The 19,118-nt window shown below is 71.0% G+C and carries 20 protein-coding genes and 1 tRNA gene; 9 read left to right on the top strand and 12 right to left on the bottom strand.

Going from position 1 to position 19,118, the window contains the following annotated elements; translation table 11 throughout:
• Nucleotides 1-7: 7 nt before the first annotated feature.
• Entirely contained in the window at nucleotides 8-811 is an 804-nt protein-coding gene (locus tag Q2K19_RS05870) for an S-methyl-5'-thioadenosine phosphorylase (protein WP_302768238.1), read from the bottom strand.
• 154 nt (nucleotides 812-965) lie between these two features.
• Here Q2K19_RS05870 and Q2K19_RS05865 point away from each other — a divergent pair, with 154 nt between their 5' ends.
• The 3 genes from Q2K19_RS05865 (at nucleotide 966) to Q2K19_RS05855 (ending at nucleotide 2,433) form a co-directional block, all read left to right on the top strand.
• On the top strand, nucleotides 966-1,556 hold the full coding sequence (locus Q2K19_RS05865) for a YqgE/AlgH family protein (protein ID WP_302768237.1): 591 nt from the start codon (nucleotides 966-968) through the stop codon (nucleotides 1,554-1,556).
• Between the two features lie 87 nt (nucleotides 1,557-1,643).
• Nucleotides 1,644-1,716, top strand: a tRNA-Ala gene (locus tag Q2K19_RS05860).
• A gap of 186 nt (nucleotides 1,717-1,902) precedes the next feature.
• On the top strand, nucleotides 1,903-2,433 hold the full coding sequence (locus Q2K19_RS05855; RefSeq protein ID WP_302772291.1) for a GNAT family N-acetyltransferase: 531 nt from the start codon (nucleotides 1,903-1,905) through the stop codon (nucleotides 2,431-2,433).
• Between the two features lie 43 nt (nucleotides 2,434-2,476).
• Here Q2K19_RS05855 and Q2K19_RS05850 read toward each other — a convergent pair whose 3' ends face one another.
• From Q2K19_RS05850 to Q2K19_RS05840, 3 genes are read right to left on the bottom strand one after another with little or no spacing between them, the layout of a single operon-like run.
• Entirely contained in the window at nucleotides 2,477-2,884 is a 408-nt protein-coding gene (locus Q2K19_RS05850) for an arsenate reductase ArsC (protein WP_302768235.1), read from the bottom strand.
• Nucleotides 2,881-3,618, bottom strand: coding sequence for an aquaporin (locus Q2K19_RS05845; protein WP_302768233.1), 738 nt, complete (start codon nucleotides 3,616-3,618; stop codon nucleotides 2,881-2,883). Before Q2K19_RS05845 ends, Q2K19_RS05850 begins: the two co-directional genes overlap by 4 nt.
• Complete coding sequence (locus Q2K19_RS05840; RefSeq protein ID WP_302768232.1) at nucleotides 3,615-3,986, bottom strand: ArsR/SmtB family transcription factor; 372 nt, start codon at nucleotides 3,984-3,986, stop codon at nucleotides 3,615-3,617. Before Q2K19_RS05840 ends, Q2K19_RS05845 begins: the two co-directional genes overlap by 4 nt.
• Before the next feature lie 78 nt (nucleotides 3,987-4,064).
• On the opposite strand from Q2K19_RS05840, the gene Q2K19_RS05835 reads away from it, so the two are divergent.
• The gene (locus tag Q2K19_RS05835) at nucleotides 4,065-4,211 is read left to right on the top strand and encodes a hypothetical protein (protein WP_302768230.1); all 147 of its coding nucleotides are present in this window, start codon (nucleotides 4,065-4,067) and stop codon (nucleotides 4,209-4,211) included.
• 18 nt (nucleotides 4,212-4,229) lie between these two features.
• Complete coding sequence (locus Q2K19_RS05830; protein ID WP_302768228.1) at nucleotides 4,230-4,688, top strand: ArsI/CadI family heavy metal resistance metalloenzyme; 459 nt, start codon at nucleotides 4,230-4,232, stop codon at nucleotides 4,686-4,688.
• Between the two features lie 187 nt (nucleotides 4,689-4,875).
• Here the strand turns inward: Q2K19_RS05830 and Q2K19_RS05825 are convergent, their stop codons facing one another.
• From Q2K19_RS05825 to Q2K19_RS05815, 3 genes are all read right to left on the bottom strand, one after another.
• Nucleotides 4,876-5,595 (bottom strand): alpha/beta fold hydrolase, encoded by a 720-nt coding sequence (locus tag Q2K19_RS05825; protein WP_302768226.1) that lies wholly within the window; start codon nucleotides 5,593-5,595, stop codon nucleotides 4,876-4,878.
• 82 nt (nucleotides 5,596-5,677) lie between these two features.
• Entirely contained in the window at nucleotides 5,678-8,158 is a 2,481-nt protein-coding gene (locus Q2K19_RS05820) for a low temperature requirement protein A (protein WP_302768224.1), read from the bottom strand.
• Between the two features lie 205 nt (nucleotides 8,159-8,363).
• Nucleotides 8,364-8,972: a DJ-1/PfpI family protein gene (locus tag Q2K19_RS05815; protein WP_302768222.1), complete on the bottom strand. Its 609-nt coding sequence runs from the start codon at nucleotides 8,970-8,972 to the stop codon at nucleotides 8,364-8,366.
• A gap of 266 nt (nucleotides 8,973-9,238) precedes the next feature.
• Between Q2K19_RS05815 and Q2K19_RS05810 the strand changes: the two genes are divergently transcribed.
• From Q2K19_RS05810 to Q2K19_RS05800, 3 genes are all read left to right on the top strand, one after another.
• Nucleotides 9,239-10,081 (top strand): enoyl-CoA hydratase/isomerase family protein, encoded by an 843-nt coding sequence (locus Q2K19_RS05810; RefSeq protein ID WP_302768221.1) that lies wholly within the window; start codon nucleotides 9,239-9,241, stop codon nucleotides 10,079-10,081.
• A gap of 208 nt (nucleotides 10,082-10,289) precedes the next feature.
• On the top strand, nucleotides 10,290-10,664 hold the full coding sequence (locus tag Q2K19_RS05805; protein WP_302768219.1) for a PadR family transcriptional regulator: 375 nt from the start codon (nucleotides 10,290-10,292) through the stop codon (nucleotides 10,662-10,664).
• Complete coding sequence (locus Q2K19_RS05800) at nucleotides 10,661-12,031, top strand: permease prefix domain 1-containing protein (RefSeq protein WP_302768217.1); 1,371 nt, start codon at nucleotides 10,661-10,663, stop codon at nucleotides 12,029-12,031. The genes Q2K19_RS05805 and Q2K19_RS05800 overlap by 4 nt, the downstream gene beginning before the upstream one ends.
• A gap of 77 nt (nucleotides 12,032-12,108) precedes the next feature.
• Here the strand turns inward: Q2K19_RS05800 and Q2K19_RS05795 are convergent, their stop codons facing one another.
• The 4 genes from Q2K19_RS05795 to Q2K19_RS05780 all read right to left on the bottom strand — a co-directional run bounded on the left by Q2K19_RS05795 (nucleotide 12,109) and on the right by Q2K19_RS05780 (nucleotide 16,933).
• On the bottom strand, nucleotides 12,109-13,176 hold the full coding sequence (locus tag Q2K19_RS05795) for a glycerophosphodiester phosphodiesterase family protein (RefSeq protein WP_302768215.1): 1,068 nt from the start codon (nucleotides 13,174-13,176) through the stop codon (nucleotides 12,109-12,111).
• 161 nt (nucleotides 13,177-13,337) lie between these two features.
• Nucleotides 13,338-15,524 (bottom strand): DUF4153 domain-containing protein, encoded by a 2,187-nt coding sequence (locus Q2K19_RS05790; RefSeq protein ID WP_302768213.1) that lies wholly within the window; start codon nucleotides 15,522-15,524, stop codon nucleotides 13,338-13,340.
• A 210-nt stretch (nucleotides 15,525-15,734) separates the two neighbouring features.
• Entirely contained in the window at nucleotides 15,735-15,902 is a 168-nt protein-coding gene (locus Q2K19_RS05785) for a hypothetical protein (protein ID WP_368046127.1), read from the bottom strand.
• Nucleotides 15,854-16,933, bottom strand: a complete 1,080-nt coding sequence (locus Q2K19_RS05780) for a DUF11 domain-containing protein (RefSeq protein WP_302768209.1) — start codon at nucleotides 16,931-16,933, stop codon at nucleotides 15,854-15,856. The genes Q2K19_RS05785 and Q2K19_RS05780 overlap by 49 nt, the downstream gene beginning before the upstream one ends.
• A gap of 133 nt (nucleotides 16,934-17,066) precedes the next feature.
• Between Q2K19_RS05780 and Q2K19_RS05775 the strand changes: the two genes are divergently transcribed.
• Nucleotides 17,067-17,981, top strand: coding sequence for a lytic polysaccharide monooxygenase auxiliary activity family 9 protein (locus tag Q2K19_RS05775; protein WP_302768208.1), 915 nt, complete (start codon nucleotides 17,067-17,069; stop codon nucleotides 17,979-17,981).
• Nucleotides 17,982-18,026: 45 nt separating this feature from the next.
• On the opposite strand, the gene mgrA is transcribed toward Q2K19_RS05775, so the two are convergent.
• Nucleotides 18,027-19,016, bottom strand: a complete 990-nt coding sequence (gene mgrA / locus Q2K19_RS05770; RefSeq protein WP_302768207.1) for an L-glyceraldehyde 3-phosphate reductase — start codon at nucleotides 19,014-19,016, stop codon at nucleotides 18,027-18,029.
• Between the last annotated feature and the right edge of the window lie 102 nt (nucleotides 19,017-19,118).

The raw sequence follows: 19,118 nt of genomic DNA, 5'->3' as shown, positions 1-19,118 counted from the left end.
TCCCGCGTCAGGGTAGCGGGAAGGGCAGCTTGATCCCGTCGAGCGCGTGCCCGCACGGGCAGTCCCGCTCGCTCGGCAGCGCGGCGACCGCCGACAGCAGCACGGCGCGCAGCACGTTGGTGTTCTCCGCGAAGACCCGGAAGACCTCGTCCTGGGTCACCGACTCGCCGGCCGCCACGCCCGCGTCCAGGTCGGTGACCAGCGCGATCGACGTGTAGCAGAGGGCCAGCTCGCGGGCGAGCACCGCCTCCGGATGGCCGGTCATGTTGACCACCGTGCCGCCGATCGAGGCGAACCAGCGCGACTCGGCCCGGGTGGAGAAGCGCGGCCCCTCGACCACCACCACCGTCCCGCCGTCCACCGCGGTCACGCCGTGCCCGGCCGCCGCGTCGAGGAGCGTGCGGCGCCCGGTCGGGCAGTACGGGTCGCCGAAGGACACGTGCACCGCGCCCTGGTCGTAGTAGGTCTGCGCCCGGCCACTGGTGCGGTCGACCAGCTGGTCCGGCACCACGAAGGTGCCCGGCCCCAGCTCGGGCCGGAGCCCGCCCACCGCGCACGGGGCGAGCACCTGGCGCACGCCGAGGGAGCGCAGCGCCCACAGGTTCGCCCGGTAGGGGATCAGGTGCGGCGGGTAGCGGTGGTCCCGGCCGTGCCGGGGTAGGAACGCCACCCGGCGGCCACCCACCTCGGCGATCGTGACCCGGTCCGACGGTGCGCCGTACGGTGTCTCCAGCTCGTGCTCGGTGGCGCCGTCGAGCAGCGCGTAGAGACCGGACCCGCCGATCACCGCCAGCTCCGCCGTGGGACCCATCCGGCCCTCCCTCGATCCTGTCGCGATCACCCGCCGGTCAGACCTTAACCAGCAGGCGAGACGCAGGCTATGGTGCGTGGCATGGCGTTGACAGGGCGGGTGGTGGACGAGGTCGGGTTCGCCCCACCGGCGTACGGCTGACGGGTGTCGGGACATGCAGGGTGAGGAACAGGCGATCGGTGGCCGAGCCATGGAGTCGATGACCGGGCGGCTCCTGGTCGCGACTCCCACGCTGAAGGATCCGAACTTCGACCGTACGGTCGTGCTGCTGGTCGCCCACGAGCCCGGCGGTGCCCTGGGCGTGGTGCTGAACCGGGCCACCGAGGTCCCGGTCGCCGAGGTCCTGGGCGACTGGAGCGACCTGGCCCGACACCCGGCGGTGCTCTTCGAGGGCGGGCCGGTGCAGCCCGACTCGGCCATCTGCCTGGCCCGGATGCGTCATCCGATCAAGCCGGTGAAGGGGTTCCACCGGGTCTCCGGCGCGGTGGGCACCATCGACCTGTCGGTCGATCCGGAGCGGCTGCGGGACGCCGTGGGCGGGATCCGGGTCTTCGCCGGGTACTCCGGATGGGGTGCCGGCCAGCTCGAACGGGAGATCGAGGAGGGGTCCTGGTTCGTCCTGGACGCCCTGCCGGGGGACGCCTTCGTCGACCGGCCGGACGATCTCTGGCCGATGGTGCTGCGGCGGCAGGGCGGCATGATGGCGGCGGTCGCCCACTTCCCGCCGGACGTGGCCCTGAACTGAGCCGCGAGGGGTACCCCCGCGATATGACCATGCCGGCCGGCGTGTGTATAGTTCTCTCCGTGCCCGGGCGACCGGGGACGACAGCAAGGGGCCGTGGCGCAGCTGGTAGCGCACCACACTGGCAGTGTGGGGGTCAGGGGTTCGAGTCCCCTCGGCTCCACCCTTCACGATCAGGGCGTTCGTCAGAGATGACGAGCGCCCTTTGTCGTTTCCCACGAGCTGCGTGGGCATGACGTGGTTGCAGATGTTCATGTTGACGCCGATCCCCGAGTGACCAAGGAGTTCCATGAGCACGCGGGCCGGGCACGCCTTGGAAGGGGGCATGCCTGCCTGGGACGATGGGTGGGTGAAGATCACTCGACTCATCAGCTCGGAGGATGCGCCAGCCCTGGCCGAGTTGCTCCGCGTCAACCGTGAGTTTCTCGCGCCGTGGGACCCGATCCGGAGCGAGGACTACTTCACGGCAGACGGCCAGCACGGCGTCATCCAAGCCGATCTCCAGCAGCACGAACAGGGGTCGAAGCTGCCCCACGTCATCCTCGGCGACTCCGGTCGGGTGATCGGTCGCATCACGCTCAACGGCATCGTGCGGGGCCCGTTCCAGTCGTGCGCCATGGGCTACTGGGTAGGCGCCAGCCACAATGGCCGGGGGTTCGCGACGAAGGCGGTGCGCGAGATCGTGCGGGTGGCCTTCGAGGAGTTGGGACTGCATCGGGTGCAGGCAGAGACCCTGCTGCACAACGTCAGATCGCAGCGGGTGCTGGAACGCAACGGGTTCGTGCAGTTCGGCATGGCGCCGGAGTACCTCAACATCGCCGGCCGGTGGCAGGACCACGCCATGTACCAGGTGGTGAAGCGCTCCTCAGTAACCGGCTGAACGTCACCGCCCACCGCGGTTCCGCTTCAGCGTCTGACCGCGTTCAGCCTTCGGCCCGCAGGCGGGCCACAAGCGCGGTGACCCTTTTCTTGATGTCGTCTCGAACCTCGCGGACAACCTCGATGGGTTGACCGGCAGGGTCGGTGAGCTTCCAGTCTTCGTAGCGTTTGCCTGGGAAGACGGGGCAGGCGTCGCCGCATCCCATGGTGACGATGACGTCGCTGGCTTCGGCCGCGTCCCAGGTGAGCTTGGCGGGGGTCTGGTCGGTGATGTCGATGCCGACTTCGCGCATGGCTTCGACGGCGACGGGGTTGATCTGGTCGGCGGGTTCGCTGCCGGCGGAGCGGACCTCGACGGTGTCGCCGGCCAGGTGGCGCAGCCAGCCGGCGGCCATCTGGGAGCGGCCGGCGTTGTGCACGCAGACGAACAGGACGCTGGGCGTGTCGCTCATCGAGCTTCGGTCTCCTGAGTGAGGTGGGGCACCACCACGGCGCCGGCGGTGTCGGCGGCATGGGGGTACCAGGCGGCGATGGCGGCGATGGCGACCACGCCGCCGACGAGCTGGGCGGCGATGAAGCCGGGCACGGAGGCCGGGGCGATGCCGGCGAAGGTGTCGGTGAAGGCCCGGCCGATGGTGACTGCCGGGTTCGCGAACGAGGTGGACGAGGTGAACCAGTACGCCGCGCCGATGTAGGCGCCCACCGCGGCGGGGGCGGCGGAGGTGCGGCCGGAGCGGGCGAGGGCGAAGACCAGGACGACCAGGCCGGCGGTGGCGACCACCTCGGCGAGCCACAGGTTCCCCCCGACCCGGCCGGTACGCGACCAGGTCACGGCCGGCAGGTCGAACATGAGGTCAGCCAGGACAGCCCCGATGATCGCGCCGCCGACCTGGGCGGCGACGTAGGCCGGGAGGTCCCGTCCGGTCAGGCCGGTGCCGGCGCGGCGGCCGAGCCACCAGTCGACGGCGGAGACGATCGGGTTGAAATGCGCCCCGGACACCGGCCCGAACGTCAGGATCAGCGCGCCCAGTGCGAGGGCGGTGGCGATCGCGTTTTCCAGGAGCTGGAGCCCGACATCGCCGGGGGAGAGCCGGGCGGCGGCGATCCCGGACCCGACGACGGCGGCGACCAGGAGGGCAGTGCCGGCGAACTCCGCCGATGCCCGCCGGGGCAGGGCGAGGGTCACGCGGTGCCCCCGGCGGGGGCGGCGGAGACCTCCAGCAGCGCCCCGAGCTGCCGGAAAGCCTCCGGCTTCACCCGGTACCAGACCCAGGTCCCGCGCCGCTCGGAGTCGACCAGGCCCGCCTCGCGCAGCACCTTGAGGTGGTGGGAGATGGTCGGCCCGGACAGGTCGAACGCCGGGGTCAGATCGCAGACGCAGATCTCGGGCACCGAGGCGATCATCGACATCAGCCGCAGCCGGACCGGGTCACCGAGGGCCTTGAACATCGGCGCGACCACCGCCGCCTGATCGGCGTCCATCGGACTGGCCGCGATCGGGGAGCAGCAGGCGACCGCGCTGAGGTCCACCACCGGCAGCTCTTGTTTCGACATACCTCTAGCTTGACAGACCTCAAAACAGGGTGCAACGTGGGACCTGCTTCGAAAAACATCTAGGCAAGGACCGAAGCGATGATCAAGCTGTTCCGTCGTCGTCCCGTCGACGACCAGGGCGTGACGCTGTGCGAGTCCTGCGGGCAGGTGTGCACCGTGGCTTGCCGCGCCGACGCCCGCTACGAGCGCAACCGCACCACGGCTCTCGCCACCTACGTCCGCTGAACCTCAGGAGGAATGACTATGTCCCGCGTCCAGCTCGCCCTGCGCGTGTCCGACCTCGAAGGCTCCGTCGCCTTCTACGCCAAGCTGTTCGGCGTCGAGCCGGCCAAGCGTCGCCCCGGCTACGCCAATTTCGCCGTCGAGAACCCGCCGTTGAAGCTCGTGCTCCTTGAGGGTGAGGCCGACCAGCCTACCGTCATGGACCACCTTGGCGTCGAGGTGTTCAGCACCGACGAGGTCAACGCGGCTACCAAGCGCCTGACCGACTCCGGCCTCATCACGCTGGAGGAGAACAACACCGAGTGCTGCTACGCCCTGCAGGACAAGGTGTGGGTGCGTGGCCCCGGCAACGAGCCATGGGAGGTCTACACGGTCAAGGCCGACTCGCCGCAGTTGGACAAGGCCACCGAGGGCGCTTGCTGCACCCCGGCCGCCGAGAAGGAGCCGGCCACCATCGGGGCCACGTCGAGCTGCTGCTGACCGATGGCGTGTGCGCGCCTGGCGGCGACTGGCTGTCAGGCGCGCACATCCGCCTTTCGTGATCGAGCGGGGTTGGGCTTCACTCCCGGCCCGTCGGACGAGCGCGTCACCCCGGCTCCAACCCTTCACGATCAGGGCGTTCGTCGGACATGACGGACACCCCACCGCCGCGGTGCAGGCGGTTGTGTCATCTGCGGGCTTGACCTGCCGGCAGTGCGGTCCGTGCTTCGGCTGCCGCCTTGATGAGCTGTGCCGCCTCGTCGGGGTGAGAAACCATCGCGACGTGGCTGGCCGGGACCTCGCTGGTGGTCGCGCTCATGCGGCTGGCGAACATGCGCTGCGCCTCCGGTGGGATCGCCTGGTCCTGCGTGGCGACCAGGTACCAGGACGGCAGGGCCTTCCAGGCCGGGACGCCCATCGCTTCCGAGAAGATGGCGCCGGCGATGGGCTGCTGTGCGGCGTGCATCACCTTGGCCCGGACCGGGTCCACGTCAGCGGCGAAGTGCTGGATGAAGTCGTCCTGCGGCTGCCACATGAAGCCCTGCTGGTCGGTGAACACGTGCGCCAGCGCCGGGGGTGTGGGTCCCTGCGACAGCAGGGCTGCGAGCGATTCACCTTGATCCAGGCCAAAGGCCGCGATGTACGCCAGCCCGGACACGTTCGGCGCGTCGGTGCCGAGGGCGGTCATGATGTGGCCGCCGTAGGAGTGTCCGGCCACGATCGTCGGGCCGTCCTGCAAGGTCAGGACCTGGCGCAGCCGGGCAACATCATCGGCCATCGAGGTCAGCGGGAACTGCGGGGCCGTCACGTGGTAGCCGTCGGTCTGCAGGCGCTCGACGACGCCGGCCCAGCAGGAGCCGTCAGCCCATGCGCCGTGGACGAGAACGATGTTCGGTCGGCCATTCATGTGACTTCCTTCCCTACGGGGTGCAGCGTTGGCTCACGTTGCGAGTACCAGTTCGGCCTACGCGTAAACATGTTCGGGTAGCTCAGTCGAGAACCTCGTTTCGGCGCGCCTGAGCACCGGACCCCCAGCGGGCTGCTGGTCGGGCCAGTGGACCTCGGCGTTTCACCTCGATCGTCATGAACCCGAGGCAGACTGCGGCCAGTACGGCGAGCGCGCTCAGCGCCGGTAGGTGGACGGTGGCGGGTGCCAGCGCAGAGATCACCACGGTTTGGGTGATCCGTTGGGGGTGGACTCGGCGAGCCAGCCGCCAGCGGATTGCGTGGTCTGCGAGCAGGTAGATGGTCACGCCACCGAAGAGAGCGAGGTGCGGGAGCAGGTAGAGCGGGACGCCGAGTTCGAACAGGCCGCGGCTGCCCAGTACGGACATCGTCTTGCCGAGCCCTAGAGAGACGAACACGATGCCGGCGATCATCGGCAGGTGCAGCAGCGCGTAGGCGTCCTGAGCGAGCGCCGCACGCTGGTCTCTGGGGGTTGCGGCCAGAGCCCGCTTGCCATGGATGGCGGTCGTGCTGAAGTAGATCCACCAGAGTGCGGCGAGCAGGGCCGTGCCGACTGCCGCGGCGACGATGATGCGTGCGGAGATGGGCGTGTAGACCACGGCGATGCCCATCGAGATGACCGCTTGACCGAGCGCGATGATGATGATGAGGCTGTATCGGTCGGCCCAGTGCTCGGTGGACCAGGTCCACGAGTGGCGCGCTCCGGCGAGCCGGTTGCCGACCAGGTCCACGGCGATGGCGGTGATCCAGAGCCCGGCGCGCGCGGGGGCCAGCAGCCGAATATCGCCAACCGGCTGCGGCATCAACGCGACGGCGAACAGGATGGCGAGCGCCAGCAGGGTCGGCACGGCGCTGCGCATCACGGCGGCCCGCTGCGTCGGCTCTTGCCGGACGGTGAGCCAGAACGCGCCGAGGAACAGCAGCCGGATCAGCGCGTAGCAGGTCACGAAGACCAGCGGCCCGGGCAGGCCACTACCGTCGGCGCTGAACGCTTCCGGGCTGGCCAGGGTGATCAACGCGGTGAGCGTGACGACGAGCAGCACCACCAGGCGTACCACCGGGTGCTCCGAGCGGACCGCGATGCCCAGCCAGGTGTAGGCGCACCAGGCAACCCAGAGGACGATGAGCACCAGCAGCCCCCGTACCACGCCGTGCCAGGTCGGGTCGTCGGCCATCAGGGCGGCGACCTGCAGGAACGCGTACACGTAGACCAGATCGAAGAAGAGCTCCTTCGGCGTCACCCCGGCCTGCTTCATGACGGGTTGTATCTCAGCGTGCAGCCGGCGATGGCGGTGCCGGAAGACAGTGGCGTCGGCCAGCGCCATGGCACTCACCGCCGCCGTCAACAGCGCCAGTTGAGCCAGCACCGGCACCTGAGGAGCGATCGCCGCCAGGGATGCGACCAGGAGGATTCCGAGGATGGGTGACCGACCGAGCAGGCGCAGGGTGCGCACCTCGAACAGGATCAGGCCGACGAGATAGAGGATCACCCCGCCGTAGAGCACCAGCAGCCGTATCTCGACCGACGTTTCCGACGGCACGCGCAGCTCGGACAGTGTGTGCTGGACGCCGAGAGCGACAAAGATGAGCCCGGCGATCATCGGTAGGTGCAGGAAGCTGTACGCGTCGCGCCCAAGGAGCGTTCGTCGGGCCGCCGATACCCGTTCCAGCGCCAGCTCCGCGGCGAACCGGGCCACGTCGAAGTAGGTCCACCACAGCAGCCCGGCAAGTGCGACGCCGAGCAGCGCGCCGGCCAGCACCTCCAGGGTGAGCGGGTGCGCCACGGCGACTCCCTGACCCAGCCCGACGGAGATGATGGCCTCGCCAACACCGATCAGGATGATCAGGCTGTGCCGCTCCGCCCAGTAGCGGATGGATCTGATCTGCCAGGTTCCGGCACCCAGCAGGAAAGTGCCGCCGTACCCGGCGACGATCGCGCAAGCGACCAGAGCGAACCGGATCCATTCGCGGGCCGCCACATCCCCGATGAACGCCTGCTCACTGTGCTCATACGACGGCACGAGGGCAGAAGCCAGCATTGCCAGCTGGCCGGACACGATCAAGGGCCAGGCTTTCCACCGCCGACGGCGGGTCCCCGGTTCCGCCACGCCGGCCGCGGTGGCGAACACGAGGGCGCCGCTTCGCGCGATCATGTAACAGACCGCGAAAACCACCGGCCCGGAGAGCCCGCCGGGGCGGTCGACGAAGGCCTCTCGGGCTGTCAGACCCATCACGAAGAGCGTCGCGCTGAGCCCGAACATGAACACCGGCATGATGCCCCGGTCCAGCCGGAGGATGTTGCCCAGCCACGCGTACGGTGCCCAGCAACCCCACAACAGCACAAGCAGCAGCAGACCGCGAGGCAGGCCGGCCGGATTGAGCTGCTCGGCGGTCACACCGGTGACGTTCAGAAAAGCGAACACGAAAATCAGGTCCAGGAACAGCTCGAGCCGGGTAACACTGCTCTCCCCTTGGGCAAGCTGGAGTCGACCGGATCCCCGCACGGCCCCCACTCTGCCAACCAGCCGACCCCGCGACAGTTCATCGCCCAACCAAGTCGGCCGGGGTGCGGGTCGAGTAGCCACCCGAGTACCCGCAGCGGCCAGTGGGCGCGCGCAGGCTATCGCCCGAGGTCGCCGATGCGGACTGACCCCGCCGGACGAAGCGCCCAGAAACCTACAAGCGATCGCGCGCTTTCGTCGCCAAGACTCAGCGCAGTGCGACCTCGCCCGCGCGGACCGCACGCATGGCGCGCTCGACAGTCCCCTGGTTCTCGCCGACCGGAGCCACGTAGCCGATGACGTCGCGCGCGGCGCTCTCCCCGAGCATTCGGGTGATCACCCAGGTGGCGAGATACTGGGAGGCCAGGCAGCCGCCCGCCGTGGCGATGTTCCCCTCGGCGTGGAACGGCGCGTCCAGCACGGTGACGTCACGGGCTTCGACAAAGGGCCGGCTCGTCATGTCCGTGCAAGCTGGCATGCCTTCCAGCAGCCCGAGGTGCGCCAACACCAGCGCGCCGGAGCATTGCGCACCGATCAGCTGTCGCGACGGGTCGAGCGGCAACATGGAGAGCAGCCGGTCGTCGGCGACCACGTCGCGTGTCTTCACTCCGCTACCGATCAGCACGACGCTGGCCTCGGTAACGAACTCCATCGGGCGCTGCCCGCTCACCTCGACGCCGTTCATCGACGTGACCACCGGCGTCGGCGTCGTAATGAAGGCCTCCAAGCCGTCCCTACGGCACCGGTTGATCAGCGCGGAGGCGATGAAGCTGTCGAGCTCGTTGAACCCGTCGAAGGTGACCACGGCTACCTGCATCACGACTCCCCTGAACACGGCATCAGATCTCAAGCTTCCCTGGCGCGCCGTCCAAGTCGAGAGCCAATCAGCGGCTGGCGGCATGCCTACCCCGCCGGCTCGGGATCCGGCGAAGCGCCACGGCCGGGCGGAGGGGGTCCTTACGATCGACAGCGACCATCGGTTGCCGGTCCGTCCCGGTGCCCGGGTGCTCCAGCGCTGGTCGCCCCGCGGATCCCACCGCCGGTGCCCATGGCCCCGGCCGCGCCACGGAGAGGAGCAGGTGGGTGAACGCCTCGTTCGAGACCCTGCGTACGGAGCTGACCGACGGCGTCCTGACGGCGACGCTGGACGCGCCTCCGATCAACATGATCGGCCCGGAGTTGGTACGGGACCTGGTCACCCTGCTCGGCCGACTGACCAGGACCACCGAGGTGCGGGTAGCCGTCTTCGACAGTGCCGACCCGGAGTTCTTCATCTCTCACGTCGATCTGGCCAAGGTCGCCGAGTACTCGGCCGAGGCGGCCAAGGCGGGCGGGGGTCCGCAGGACGCCTTCCTCGGCATGGTGCTACGCAAGCTGAGCGAGGTGCCGGTCGTCACGATCGCGAAGCTGCGTGGACGGGCTCGGGGAGCGGGCAGCGAGTTCGTGCTCGCCTGCGACATGTGCTTCGCGGCGCGGGAGAACGCGCTGCTCGGCCAGCCCGAGTGCGGTTTCGGCGTCGCACCCGGGGCCGGTGGCGTTCAGCACTTGGCGCGCCTGCTCGGCAGAGGGCGGGCCATGGAGATGATCCTCGGCGCGCAGGACGCGGACGCTGACCTCGCGGAGCGGTATGGGTGGATCAACCGGGCGCTGCCGGACGCCGAGCTCGATGAGTTCGTGGCCACGCTGGCCCGACGGATCGCGTCCTTTCCCCCGGCGGCGATTCAGTCCACGAAGCGGGCGATCAACGAGCTGACAGTGCCGCCGGCCGACGCGGTACGGGCCGACGGCCGCCGGTTCCAGGAGTTGGTCGCCGCCCCGGAGGTGCAGGACCGGTCGAAGGAGTTGTTCGGCCGGGGCCTTCAGACCCGGGGCCCGCTGGAGCTGGACCTCGGCGCACGGATCGCCGAGTTGCCGGCCGCCGGGTGAGCGCCCCCTTTTCCCGAGGGCTTCGTCGCTGGCCGGCTGCGCGATCGTCGGCGTAGAGCTGCGCATCAGCCGCGCCCCGCGAAGCACGATCCGCTCGGTGGGCTGGATCCGACCGATGAAATCACGGTGCGGCGGCTTCCGGTGGGGATGGCGCGGTCGCCATACCTAGAACTACAATGCATTGCAGTTCTAGGGTTAGGTGGTCACGATGTACATCACCAAGGACCTGGTCGCAGCATCGGCGACGCCGCTCGTGCTGGGGATCCTCGCCGAGGGTGAAAGCTACGGCTACGCCATCCTCAAGCAGGTCAACGACCTGTCAGGCGGGCAGCTGGAGTGGACCGACGGCCTGCTCTACCCACTGCTGCACCGCTTGGAGCGGCTCGGCCACGTCCAGTCGGCCTGGGAAACCCCGCCCGGCGGGCGCCGCCGCAAGTACTACCGCATCACCAAGCAGGGCCGAGCCGAGCTCGCCGAGCAGCGCCGCCAGTGGGCCACCGTGGTCGACGCCCTACGGGGCGTCTGGAGCACGACCCAGTCCATCAAACCGATCACGGCACCGGCATGGGAGGCGGGACGATGACCGTCGACCGCGACAACAACCTGGAAGGCCAGATTGCCGAATGGCGGGCCTACATGCACCGCCGCCGGGAGCTGCACCACACCGACGCCGAGGAGCTGGAAGACCATCTCCGCAGCCGGATCGCCGAGCTGACCGAGGGCGGCCTGCGCGACGACGAGGCCTTCCTCATCGCGGTCAAACGCATGGGCAGCCTCGACGAGCTGTCGCGGGAATTCGCCCGCGAGCATTCCGAGCGGTTGTGGAAGCAGCTCGTGCTGCCCGGCGAGCCCGACGCGCCCACCGCCGCCCGTTCCCGTCGCGAGTTGCCCGTCATGGTGCTGTGTGCGGCCGTCGCGGCGCTCGCGATCAAGGTGCCGGGCTGGTTCGGGCGCGACCTGTCAGACGACGACGGCACCTTCTATCTGCGCAACATCAGCCTTTTCGCGCTGCCGGCGCTGGCCGCGTACTTCGCCTGGCAACGCCGGCTCGGTCCGCGTGTCATCGGGGTGCTCGCCGCGCTGTTCATTCTCGGCGCGGTCGCCGCGAACGCGTATCCGCTGGCCAATGACTCGCAGAGCGTCGTGCTCACGGCGATCCACCTGCCGATCGCGCTGTGGCTGGTGGTCGGCGTCGCCTACGTGGGCGGTCACTGGCGGTCAGACCGGCGGCGGATGGACTTCATCCGGTTCACCGGGGAATGGCTGATCTACTACGCCCTGCTCGGACTGGGCGGCGGCGTGCTCACGGCCTTCACGGCGGGCACCTTCAACGCCATCGGCCTCGACGCCGGGAAGTTCATCGAATCGTGGCTGCTGCCCTGCGGCGCCATGGCCGCGGTCGTCGTCTCGGCCTGGCTGGTGGAGGCCAAGCAGAGCGTCATCGAGAACATGGCGCCGGTGCTGACCCGCGTCTTCACCCCGCTGTTCGCAGCCACGCTGCTGGCCTTCCTGGTCGCCGTCATCTGGACCACCAACGGCATCGACGTCGAGCGCAACGTGCTCATCCTCTTCGACCTGCTGCTCGTCGTCGTGCTGGGCCTGCTGCTGTACGCCATCTCCGCCCGTGATCTGACGGCCCGGCCCGGCCTCTTCGACCGCTTGCAGCTCGCTCTCGTCGTCAGCGCTCTGATCATCGACGTCATGGTGCTGGTGGCGATCACCGGCCGGATCACCGAATGGGGCTTCAGCGCCAACAAGACCGCGGCACTGGGCGAGAACGTCATCCTGCTCACCAACCTGGCGTGGTCGGCCTGGCTGTTCCTCGGCTTCCTGCGTGGCCGCCTGCCCTTCGCCGGCCTGGAACGCTGGCAGACCCGATACGTGTTCGTGTACGCCGCCTGGGCCTGGACGGTCGTCCTCGCCTTCCCGCTCGTGTTCGACTTCGCCTGATTCCCTGTTGGACGGGCTGGTCGGTGCCGCGGCGGCGGGCGTCCGCCGGAGATGACGGACGCCCGCCGCACCGCGGCTCAGCGCGGCTCGTACGCCTTCGGCAGGCGCATGCCCCGTTCGGCCATGATCTCGCGTACCCGGTTCGGGTAGTTGGTAATGATTCCGTCGACGCCCATGTCGATGAGCGCCGACACGGTCGCCGGGTCGTCACAGGTCCACGGGACGATCTTCAGGCCACGGGCGTGCGCCTCGGCCACCATCGTGGCGTCCGGGTAGAAGCGGAAGCCCGGGTCCGCGACGGTGCCGTTCTGCGGGAAGCCGTAGTTCGGGGAGAGAGTGGTCACCCCGGGGATGGCCTCCGCCGCCTTGACGAAGTCACCGCCGAAGTCGTCCGCGTCGAGGCCGCCGAGCCACGGGGAGGCGCCGGGCTTGCCGACCTGAAGGAAGTCGTAGTTGGTCAGCGCCACCAGCGGCCAGCTCGGGGCGAGCTGGTGCATCACCCGCAGCGCACACCAGTCGAAGGACTGGATGGTGACCTGGTCCTCGATGCCCGAGGCGCGGATCTCCTCGAAGACCCGGCGGACGAACAGCTCGCGCGGCGCGGTCTGCTCCGGCGCTCCGGCCTCGACCTTGGTCTCGATGTTCAGCGTGACCTGGTTGGCGTGCCAGCTCTTCACCAGGTCCAGGACGTCCCGCAGCTCGGCCATCCGGACGCCCGCGATCTGCTCCTGCTCCGGGAAGCCGGGGAGCTGCTGGAACCCGCAGTCCATGGTCTTGATCTGGGCCAGGGTCAGGTCCTTGATGTACTTCCCGACGTACGGGTACCACGGGTCACCGGGGGTCACCGGCGCCGTGTCGCGGCACTTCTGCGCGCTGACCTGCCGGTCGTGGGTGACGACCACCTTCTCGTCCCGGGTGACCTGGGTGTCCAGCTCCAGCGTGCTGACGCCCAGCCGCATGGCCTTGGCGAAGCCGGCCAGGGCCTCCTCGGTGGTGAGGCCGATGCCACCCCGGTGCGCCTGGAGGTCGAACTGGGTCTTCTGCGGCAGCACGCCGGGGCCGGTGCCGGCGGCCGCGTGCGCGGCCGTCGGGCAGGCCAGCACCGCCCCGGCGGCCAGCACCGCGATGAGACGACGGACGGACATGGGAATACCTCCCGCTTGCTCGGATGACGTTCGCGTCGCCGAAGCTAGGTGCGGGGTCGGTGCCCGTCGTGGCCCTGGCGTGAGAGAGCCGTGAACGTTCGCGGACGCTCAGGGGTACGCGGGGCCGGGCCGTGCGTTGTCCCACGGCCCGGCCCCGGGCGTCACCTCGTACCGCGGGTCTTGGGCAGGTCGAACTGGTCGGCCCGGCGGCAGTCCTTCGGGCCGCCGACCGCGTCCGGCCCGACCCGGTCGAGGGCCTGCCGCGCCCGGTACCGGCCCAGGTTCCACGCGTACCAGGGGTCGGACTCGTCGAGGTCCTCGGCGATCCAGCTCAACGTGCAGCGGCGTACCGGATCGGGGAGCTGGGTCAGGGCGGGGGTGGCGTCGGCGGAGAGGGCCCGCAGGTACCACGCGTCGATCTTGCCGCTCTGCTGATAGCGGGCGATGTTGCGGTGCGCGGCGTAGTCCTCCGGGTTGAGCACCGCCAGGCCGAGCAGCATCACCACGGCCAGGGCCACGGTCGTGCCGGGGATCCACCGGCCCTGCCACCGGACACCCGCCGCTAGGACCATCAGGAAGACGACCCCGAGCAGCAACTCGAACGCCATCACGAAGATCCGCTCGCCGGTGAAGCTGTAGACCTTCTGGTAGGTCCACATCCGGGACAGCGCCGACACCACGATCACCACGCTGAGCACGCTGAGCAGGCCGAGCAGGACGCGCAGCAGGGTCTGATCCACCGGCCGCTCCCGGCTGGCCCAGCGGCTCACCCCGGCGAGGACCGCCAGGGTCAGCAGGGTGACGAAGAGCAGCTGCCAGAAGCCGCTGCGGGCGTACTCGGAGTAGCTCAGCCCGGCGACCTTCTGGACGTGGCGCTGGCCGCCGAAGAGCACGGTGAACTGCACGACCACGAAGCCGGCGAAGAGCAGCGTCAGCGCTCCGATGGCCGGCGCCCACTCCAGCAGGCCGAGGCGGCGGCTGGTCGGCCGGTCCACCGTGGACAGGTCCGGCGGCGCGGCTAGGGTGTAGACCGCCGCGACCGCGATCAGCCCGCCGACGGCCGCCAGGAAGATCCAGCGGAACACGGTACTGATGTTGATCTTGGAGACGATCGCGCCGAGGACCTCGTTGAACGCCGCGTCGGCCGAGGCGAGCAGGGCGCCGAAGACCAGCAGCACCAGCACCGTGGCGATCACCGAGCCGGCGACCCGGCGGACCGTGCCGGCGTCGGGGGACGCGGTGACGTGCCGGCGTACCCAGGGCAGGCCGCGGAACGCCGCGAACGGCGTCGCGACCAGCCCGAACAGGATCGACCGGACGAGCCGGCCGCCGACGATGGCCAGGGTCGCGCAGCCCAGCGCGCCGAGCACGCAGAACGTGACCAGCCACCAGGCGTTGCGGAAGGCGAGGACGGCGAGCAGCGCCAGGGCCGCCGCTGCCCAGCCGCCCCGGATCAGCCGCTCGGTGCGGGGCAGCCCGGCGCTGCGCCGGCGTACCGCGACGAGCACGCCGAGGGTCAGCGTGAGCCAGCCGAGGAACCAGCCGACGCCGACCCGGCTCAGCGGCACGAAGAACGCGGTGCCCAGCGCGCCGGCCAGGACCGCGAGTGGCACCGCCCGCCCGTTGGCCGGCTTCGGGCCGGGCCAGCGCGCGCCGAGGAACGACGTCCGGGGCGTGGCCGGGCGGGGCGTCCAGCCGGTCCCGGGCGGGTAGTGCCCCCAGGGCTGCGGCACCGGAGGTGGCCCGGCGTAGGGCGGCGCGGCCGGGTGGCCGGGCGGCGGCCCCGCCGACCAGGGCGCGGGCTGGCCGGGTGCGGCGGCGGGCGGGGCGGTCCCGGACGACGGTGGCGTGGTCTCGGCGCCCGGCGTTCCCGCATCCGGCACCTTCGTGGTCGGCCGGGCGGCCGCCGGTCCAACTGGCGTCGCCGGGTCGGTGGTGCCGGCTCCCGTCGGTGCTGGCGGGGCGGACGGCTCTTCCGCCGTGGTCCGCGAGGCTGGCTGACCGGTCGCGTCGGGCGGCGTCGGAGCGGCGGTGCCCTCGACGGCCGGCGGGGTCGCCTGGGTGGGTACGCCCGGCGCGGGCACCGTGACGCGCGGGGCGGCCGACTGGTCGGGGACCGCGACCGGCTGGCCCTCGCCCGCCGGCACCAGCGGCACGAAGAGCGCGTAGCCGCGCGTGCCGGGCGGCACGACGACCGGGATCGCCCAGGCGGGCTGGCCCTCCTGGCCGGGCCACGCCACGGCGGGTGGCGCTCCCTCCATGGTGGGCATGACGAGCAGGTACGGCGGGGTGTCACCTGCCGCGGGGGCGGTCGGGGGTGAGTCTGGCGCCGATTGCGGCTCGGACACGGCACGCTCCTTGGTCGCGCGGGGGTGCGGTCACTGTAGGGCCACGATGGTGTCGGGCGTTGCCCCGCTCGGGCGTCCAGGCCCGTTCGGTCAGCAGGCCCGGGCCGGGCCGGTGGCTCCGCCGGCGGGCTCGACGGCGGGTGAGGTTGCCGATGGTGGGGGCCGCGGTGATGTTCAGCAGCTGCCAGCCCCCAGCAGTTGGGTGTCCACTCACTTCACGGTGGTGGTCTCCGCGGCGAGGTTGTCGGTCGGGTCGGTGTCGTACTCGCTGCCCGTGACCTGGGCCCGGCTGGTGATGGTGCCCGTTCCCTGGGGGCGCAGCACGACCATCACGGTCGCGCTCGCGCCGCTCGCCAGAAGGCCCAGGTCGCACTCCACCCGGCCGGTGGTCGGCGTTCCGCAACGCCCTGGCTCGGCTCGACGGAGAGCAACGCGAGGCCGCCGGGCACGGTCGTCGACCACTCGTGGGCCAGGTGCGCGACGGAGGGGGATGGACCGTGGTTGGTGACCGTGAGCGACCAGGTGAGCGGGCGGCCGGGCGGCGTCGGGTCGGCGGACTCGCCGATCGTGACCGAGAGGTCCGCGGCGGGCAGGGCGGTGACCGTGCCGGATGAGACGTTGTTCGCCGGCTGCGGGTCCGGCTGGTCCGCGGTGACCGAGCCGGTGATCGTCCAGTCGCCCGGCGCGGTGGCGGTCACCGCGATCGGCCCCGCGACACCGGTGGCCGGGGGGAGTGACGTCGGGCCACCGATGGTGCAGAGGTTGGCGGGCCCGTCCGGCACACACGACGCGGCCGAGCCGATCGTCAGGCCGGCCGGCACCCGTAGCGTGGTGGTGACGCCGGTGGCCGGGGCGGGACCGCCGTTGTGCATCTCGATGCCAACGAAGAAGGTGCTACCCGCGTGGACCGGCGTCGTGGGCGGGTTCACCCGGAGCGCGAGGTCGGCTTCGGTGGTAGTGGCGACGGTCGTGGTCACCGTCGCCGTGTTGTCCGATGGATCGGCGTCGGGCTCGGCGGCGGACGCGGTGAAGGTCATCGAGAGCAGCCCCGCCTCGGTCGGCCGGACCTCGATGATCAGCGGCAACGCGCCGGACGCGCCCAGCGTGCCCAGGTCGCAGGTGACCAGGTTCGACGGGGCACCGCACCGGGCGTCCGAACTGGAGACGAACGAGACTCCGGCGGGCAGCGGTGCGGTCACCAGCGTCCCGGTGGCCGAGTCGGGGCCACGGTTTCCGATGGCGACGGAGTAGAAGAGGCTTCCGCCGGCCCAGACCGGGTCCGGAGCGCCGGAGACGTCGACGAACACGTCGACCGATCCGGCCGCCCGCGCCGGGTGGGCGCTGACGACGACGGAACCCAGACCGAGCAGGAGAGCGGTCAGCAGGCGGGTGCGGGCGAGACGTGACATCGATGTCCCTCTTCCGGCCCTCAGCGGTGGGAGGTGGAGGCATCCACACAGGGCAATCTACCGCGGTGTGGGCCGCCACGCCGTCGAACCTTTGCCGTCTCGCGCCCGTACCTGTGGCCGGGAGGTCGATCACATGGCCGTACGCCGAACGCTCGCCGCGGTCGCGGCCGCCGCCGCGACCCTGCTGCTCACCGCCGTGCCGGCGTCCGCGCACGGCGCTCCCACCAGCCCGCTGAGCCGGGCGGCGGCCTGCGGCCCGGAGGGTGGTCAGGCGGATGCGCCGGCCTGCCGGGCGGCCGTCGCCGCCGGGGCCGCCGTCCGGGAGTGGGACAACATCCGGGTCGCCCGGATCGACGGCCGGGATCGGGAACGCATCCCGGACGGGGAGCTGTGCAGCGGCGGGCTGTCCGCGTACCGGGGGCTGGATCTGGCGCGCGCCGACTGGCCGGCCACCACGCTCACCGCCGGCTCCCGGTTCACCTTCCGGTACCGGACCACGATCCCGCACCGGGGCACCTTCCGGCTCTACGCCACCACCGGCTCGTACGACCCGAGCAAGCGGTTGACCTGGGCGGCCCTGGAGACCAAGCCGTTCCTGGCGGTCACCGACCCGCCCATCCGCGACGGCGCCTACCAGCTGTCGGGGCGGCTGCCGGCGGGGAAGATCGGGCGGCACATCATCTACATCATCTGGCAGAACTCCGACACCCAGGACACCTATTACTCCTGCTCGGACGTGGTGTTCCAGCCGGCGGCGGGCAGCGCCTCGGGGGCGCGTACCGGCGGGTCGGCGTCGCCGGTCGGCCCGCGTACCGTCGCCGAGGCCCCGGCCGAGAGCGGGGGCGGCGTCCCGGCGGAGGGGGTGCCGGTGGCGGCGGTGACCGACACCGGCGGCGTCCGCCGCCCTCTGGTGGTGGGCGCGGCGGTGGCGGTTACCGCGCTGCTGGCGGCCACCGTCGGGTTGCGGCTGCGCCGGGCCGGCAGCGCGCCCGTCGGCCGCCCCTGCGGCATCCGCAACCACCGCGCCGGCCGCCGCCGGATCTGGTGACCGGCGGTCCCGACCCGGGCGGCGCCCGGGTCGGGACGGCAGAGGTCAGCCCAGGTGGCGGTCGATCTCGGCCAGCTCCTCGGCGGAGAGCTCGAGGTTGTCCAGGGCGGCGACGTTGCCCTCCAGCTGGGCCACGCTGCTCGCCCCGATGATCAGGCTGGTCATCCGCGGGTCCCGCAGCGCCCAGACCAGGGCGAGCTGGGCCAGGGTCTGCCCGCGCCGCTCGGCGACCTCGCCCAGCCCGCGGATGGTCGCCATCCGCTCGTCGGTGAGGTCGCTCTCGGTGAGGAAGATGCTGGTCCGCACCCGCGAGTCCTCGGGGATGCCGCCCAGGTAGCGGTCGGTGAGTAGGCCCTGGGCGAGCGGGCTGTACGCGATGCAGCCGGCCCCGACCTGCTCCAACGTGTCCAGCAGCCCGTCGGTCTCCGTCCAGCGGTTGAGCATCGAGTACGACGGCTGGTTGATCAGCAGCGGCGTGCCCAGGTCGCGTAGGATCGCCGCGGCCCGGGCGGTCTGCTCCGAGTTGTAGTTGGAGATGCCGACGTAGAGCGCCTTCCCGGAGCGGACGATGGCGTCCAGCGCGCCCATCGTCTCCTCCAGCGGCGTCTCCGGGTCGAACCGGTGCGAGTAGAAGATGTCGACGTAGTCCAGCCCCATCCGGCGCAGCGACTGGTCGAGCGACGAGATCAGGTACTTGCGCGAGCCCCACTCGCCGTACGGGCCGGGCCACATCAGGTAGCCCGCCTTGCTGGAGATCACCAGCTCGTCCCGGTAGGGCTTCAGGTCGGTGGCGAGCATCCGGCCGAAGTTCTCCTCCGCCGTACCGGGCGGCGGGCCGTAGTTGTTGGCCAGGTCGAAGTGGGTGATCCCGAGGTCGAAGGCGCGCCGGACGATGTCCCGCTGCCGCTCGTAGGGCCGGTCCGGGCCGAAGTTGTGCCACAGCCCGAGCGAGATGGCGGGCAGCCGCAGCCCGCTCCGCCCACTGCGCCGGTAGGTGATCGCGTCGTATCGGTCTTCGCTGGCGAGGTAGGTCACGCCCCGACCCTAGTCCCGCGTGGTCTGCGGGTCGGGGCGGAGGCGGGGCAGCTCCCGGCCGGTGGACGGGGAGGCCGGAGTGGCCCGCGCGGAGGTGCCGGC

The sequence above is a fragment of the Micromonospora sp. NBRC 110009 genome (assembly GCF_030518795.1).
In the GTDB taxonomy this organism is placed as follows: Bacteria; Actinomycetota; Actinomycetes; order Mycobacteriales; family Micromonosporaceae; genus Micromonospora.
Note: the sequence above shows the minus strand (reverse complement) of the source record. Positions and strands in the feature narration are given on the sequence as shown.

Bases quoted from the DNA above. Each gene is read 5' to 3' on its own strand.
- Q2K19_RS05870 (WP_302768238.1), bottom strand. From the start codon at position 811: ATGGGTCCCACGGCGGAGCTGGCGGTGATCGGCGGGTCCGGTCTCTAC.
- Q2K19_RS05865 (WP_302768237.1), top strand. From the start codon at position 966: ATGCAGGGTGAGGAACAGGCGATCGGTGGCCGAGCCATGGAGTCGATG.
- Q2K19_RS05850 (WP_302768235.1), bottom strand. From the start codon at position 2,884: ATGAGCGACACGCCCAGCGTCCTGTTCGTCTGCGTGCACAACGCCGGC.
- Q2K19_RS05840 (WP_302768232.1), bottom strand. From the start codon at position 3,986: ATGTCGAAACAAGAGCTGCCGGTGGTGGACCTCAGCGCGGTCGCCTGC.
- Q2K19_RS05835 (WP_302768230.1), top strand. From the start codon at position 4,065: ATGATCAAGCTGTTCCGTCGTCGTCCCGTCGACGACCAGGGCGTGACG.
- Q2K19_RS05830 (WP_302768228.1), top strand. From the start codon at position 4,230: ATGTCCCGCGTCCAGCTCGCCCTGCGCGTGTCCGACCTCGAAGGCTCC.
- Q2K19_RS05825 (WP_302768226.1), bottom strand. From the start codon at position 5,595: ATGAATGGCCGACCGAACATCGTTCTCGTCCACGGCGCATGGGCTGAC.
- Q2K19_RS05815 (WP_302768222.1), bottom strand. From the start codon at position 8,972: ATGCAGGTAGCCGTGGTCACCTTCGACGGGTTCAACGAGCTCGACAGC.
- Q2K19_RS05805 (WP_302768219.1), top strand. From the start codon at position 10,290: ATGTACATCACCAAGGACCTGGTCGCAGCATCGGCGACGCCGCTCGTG.
- Q2K19_RS05800 (WP_302768217.1), top strand. From the start codon at position 10,661: ATGACCGTCGACCGCGACAACAACCTGGAAGGCCAGATTGCCGAATGG.
- Q2K19_RS05795 (WP_302768215.1), bottom strand. From the start codon at position 13,176: ATGTCCGTCCGTCGTCTCATCGCGGTGCTGGCCGCCGGGGCGGTGCTG.
- Q2K19_RS05780 (WP_302768209.1), bottom strand. From the start codon at position 16,933: ATGTCACGTCTCGCCCGCACCCGCCTGCTGACCGCTCTCCTGCTCGGT.
- Q2K19_RS05775 (WP_302768208.1), top strand. From the start codon at position 17,067: ATGGCCGTACGCCGAACGCTCGCCGCGGTCGCGGCCGCCGCCGCGACC.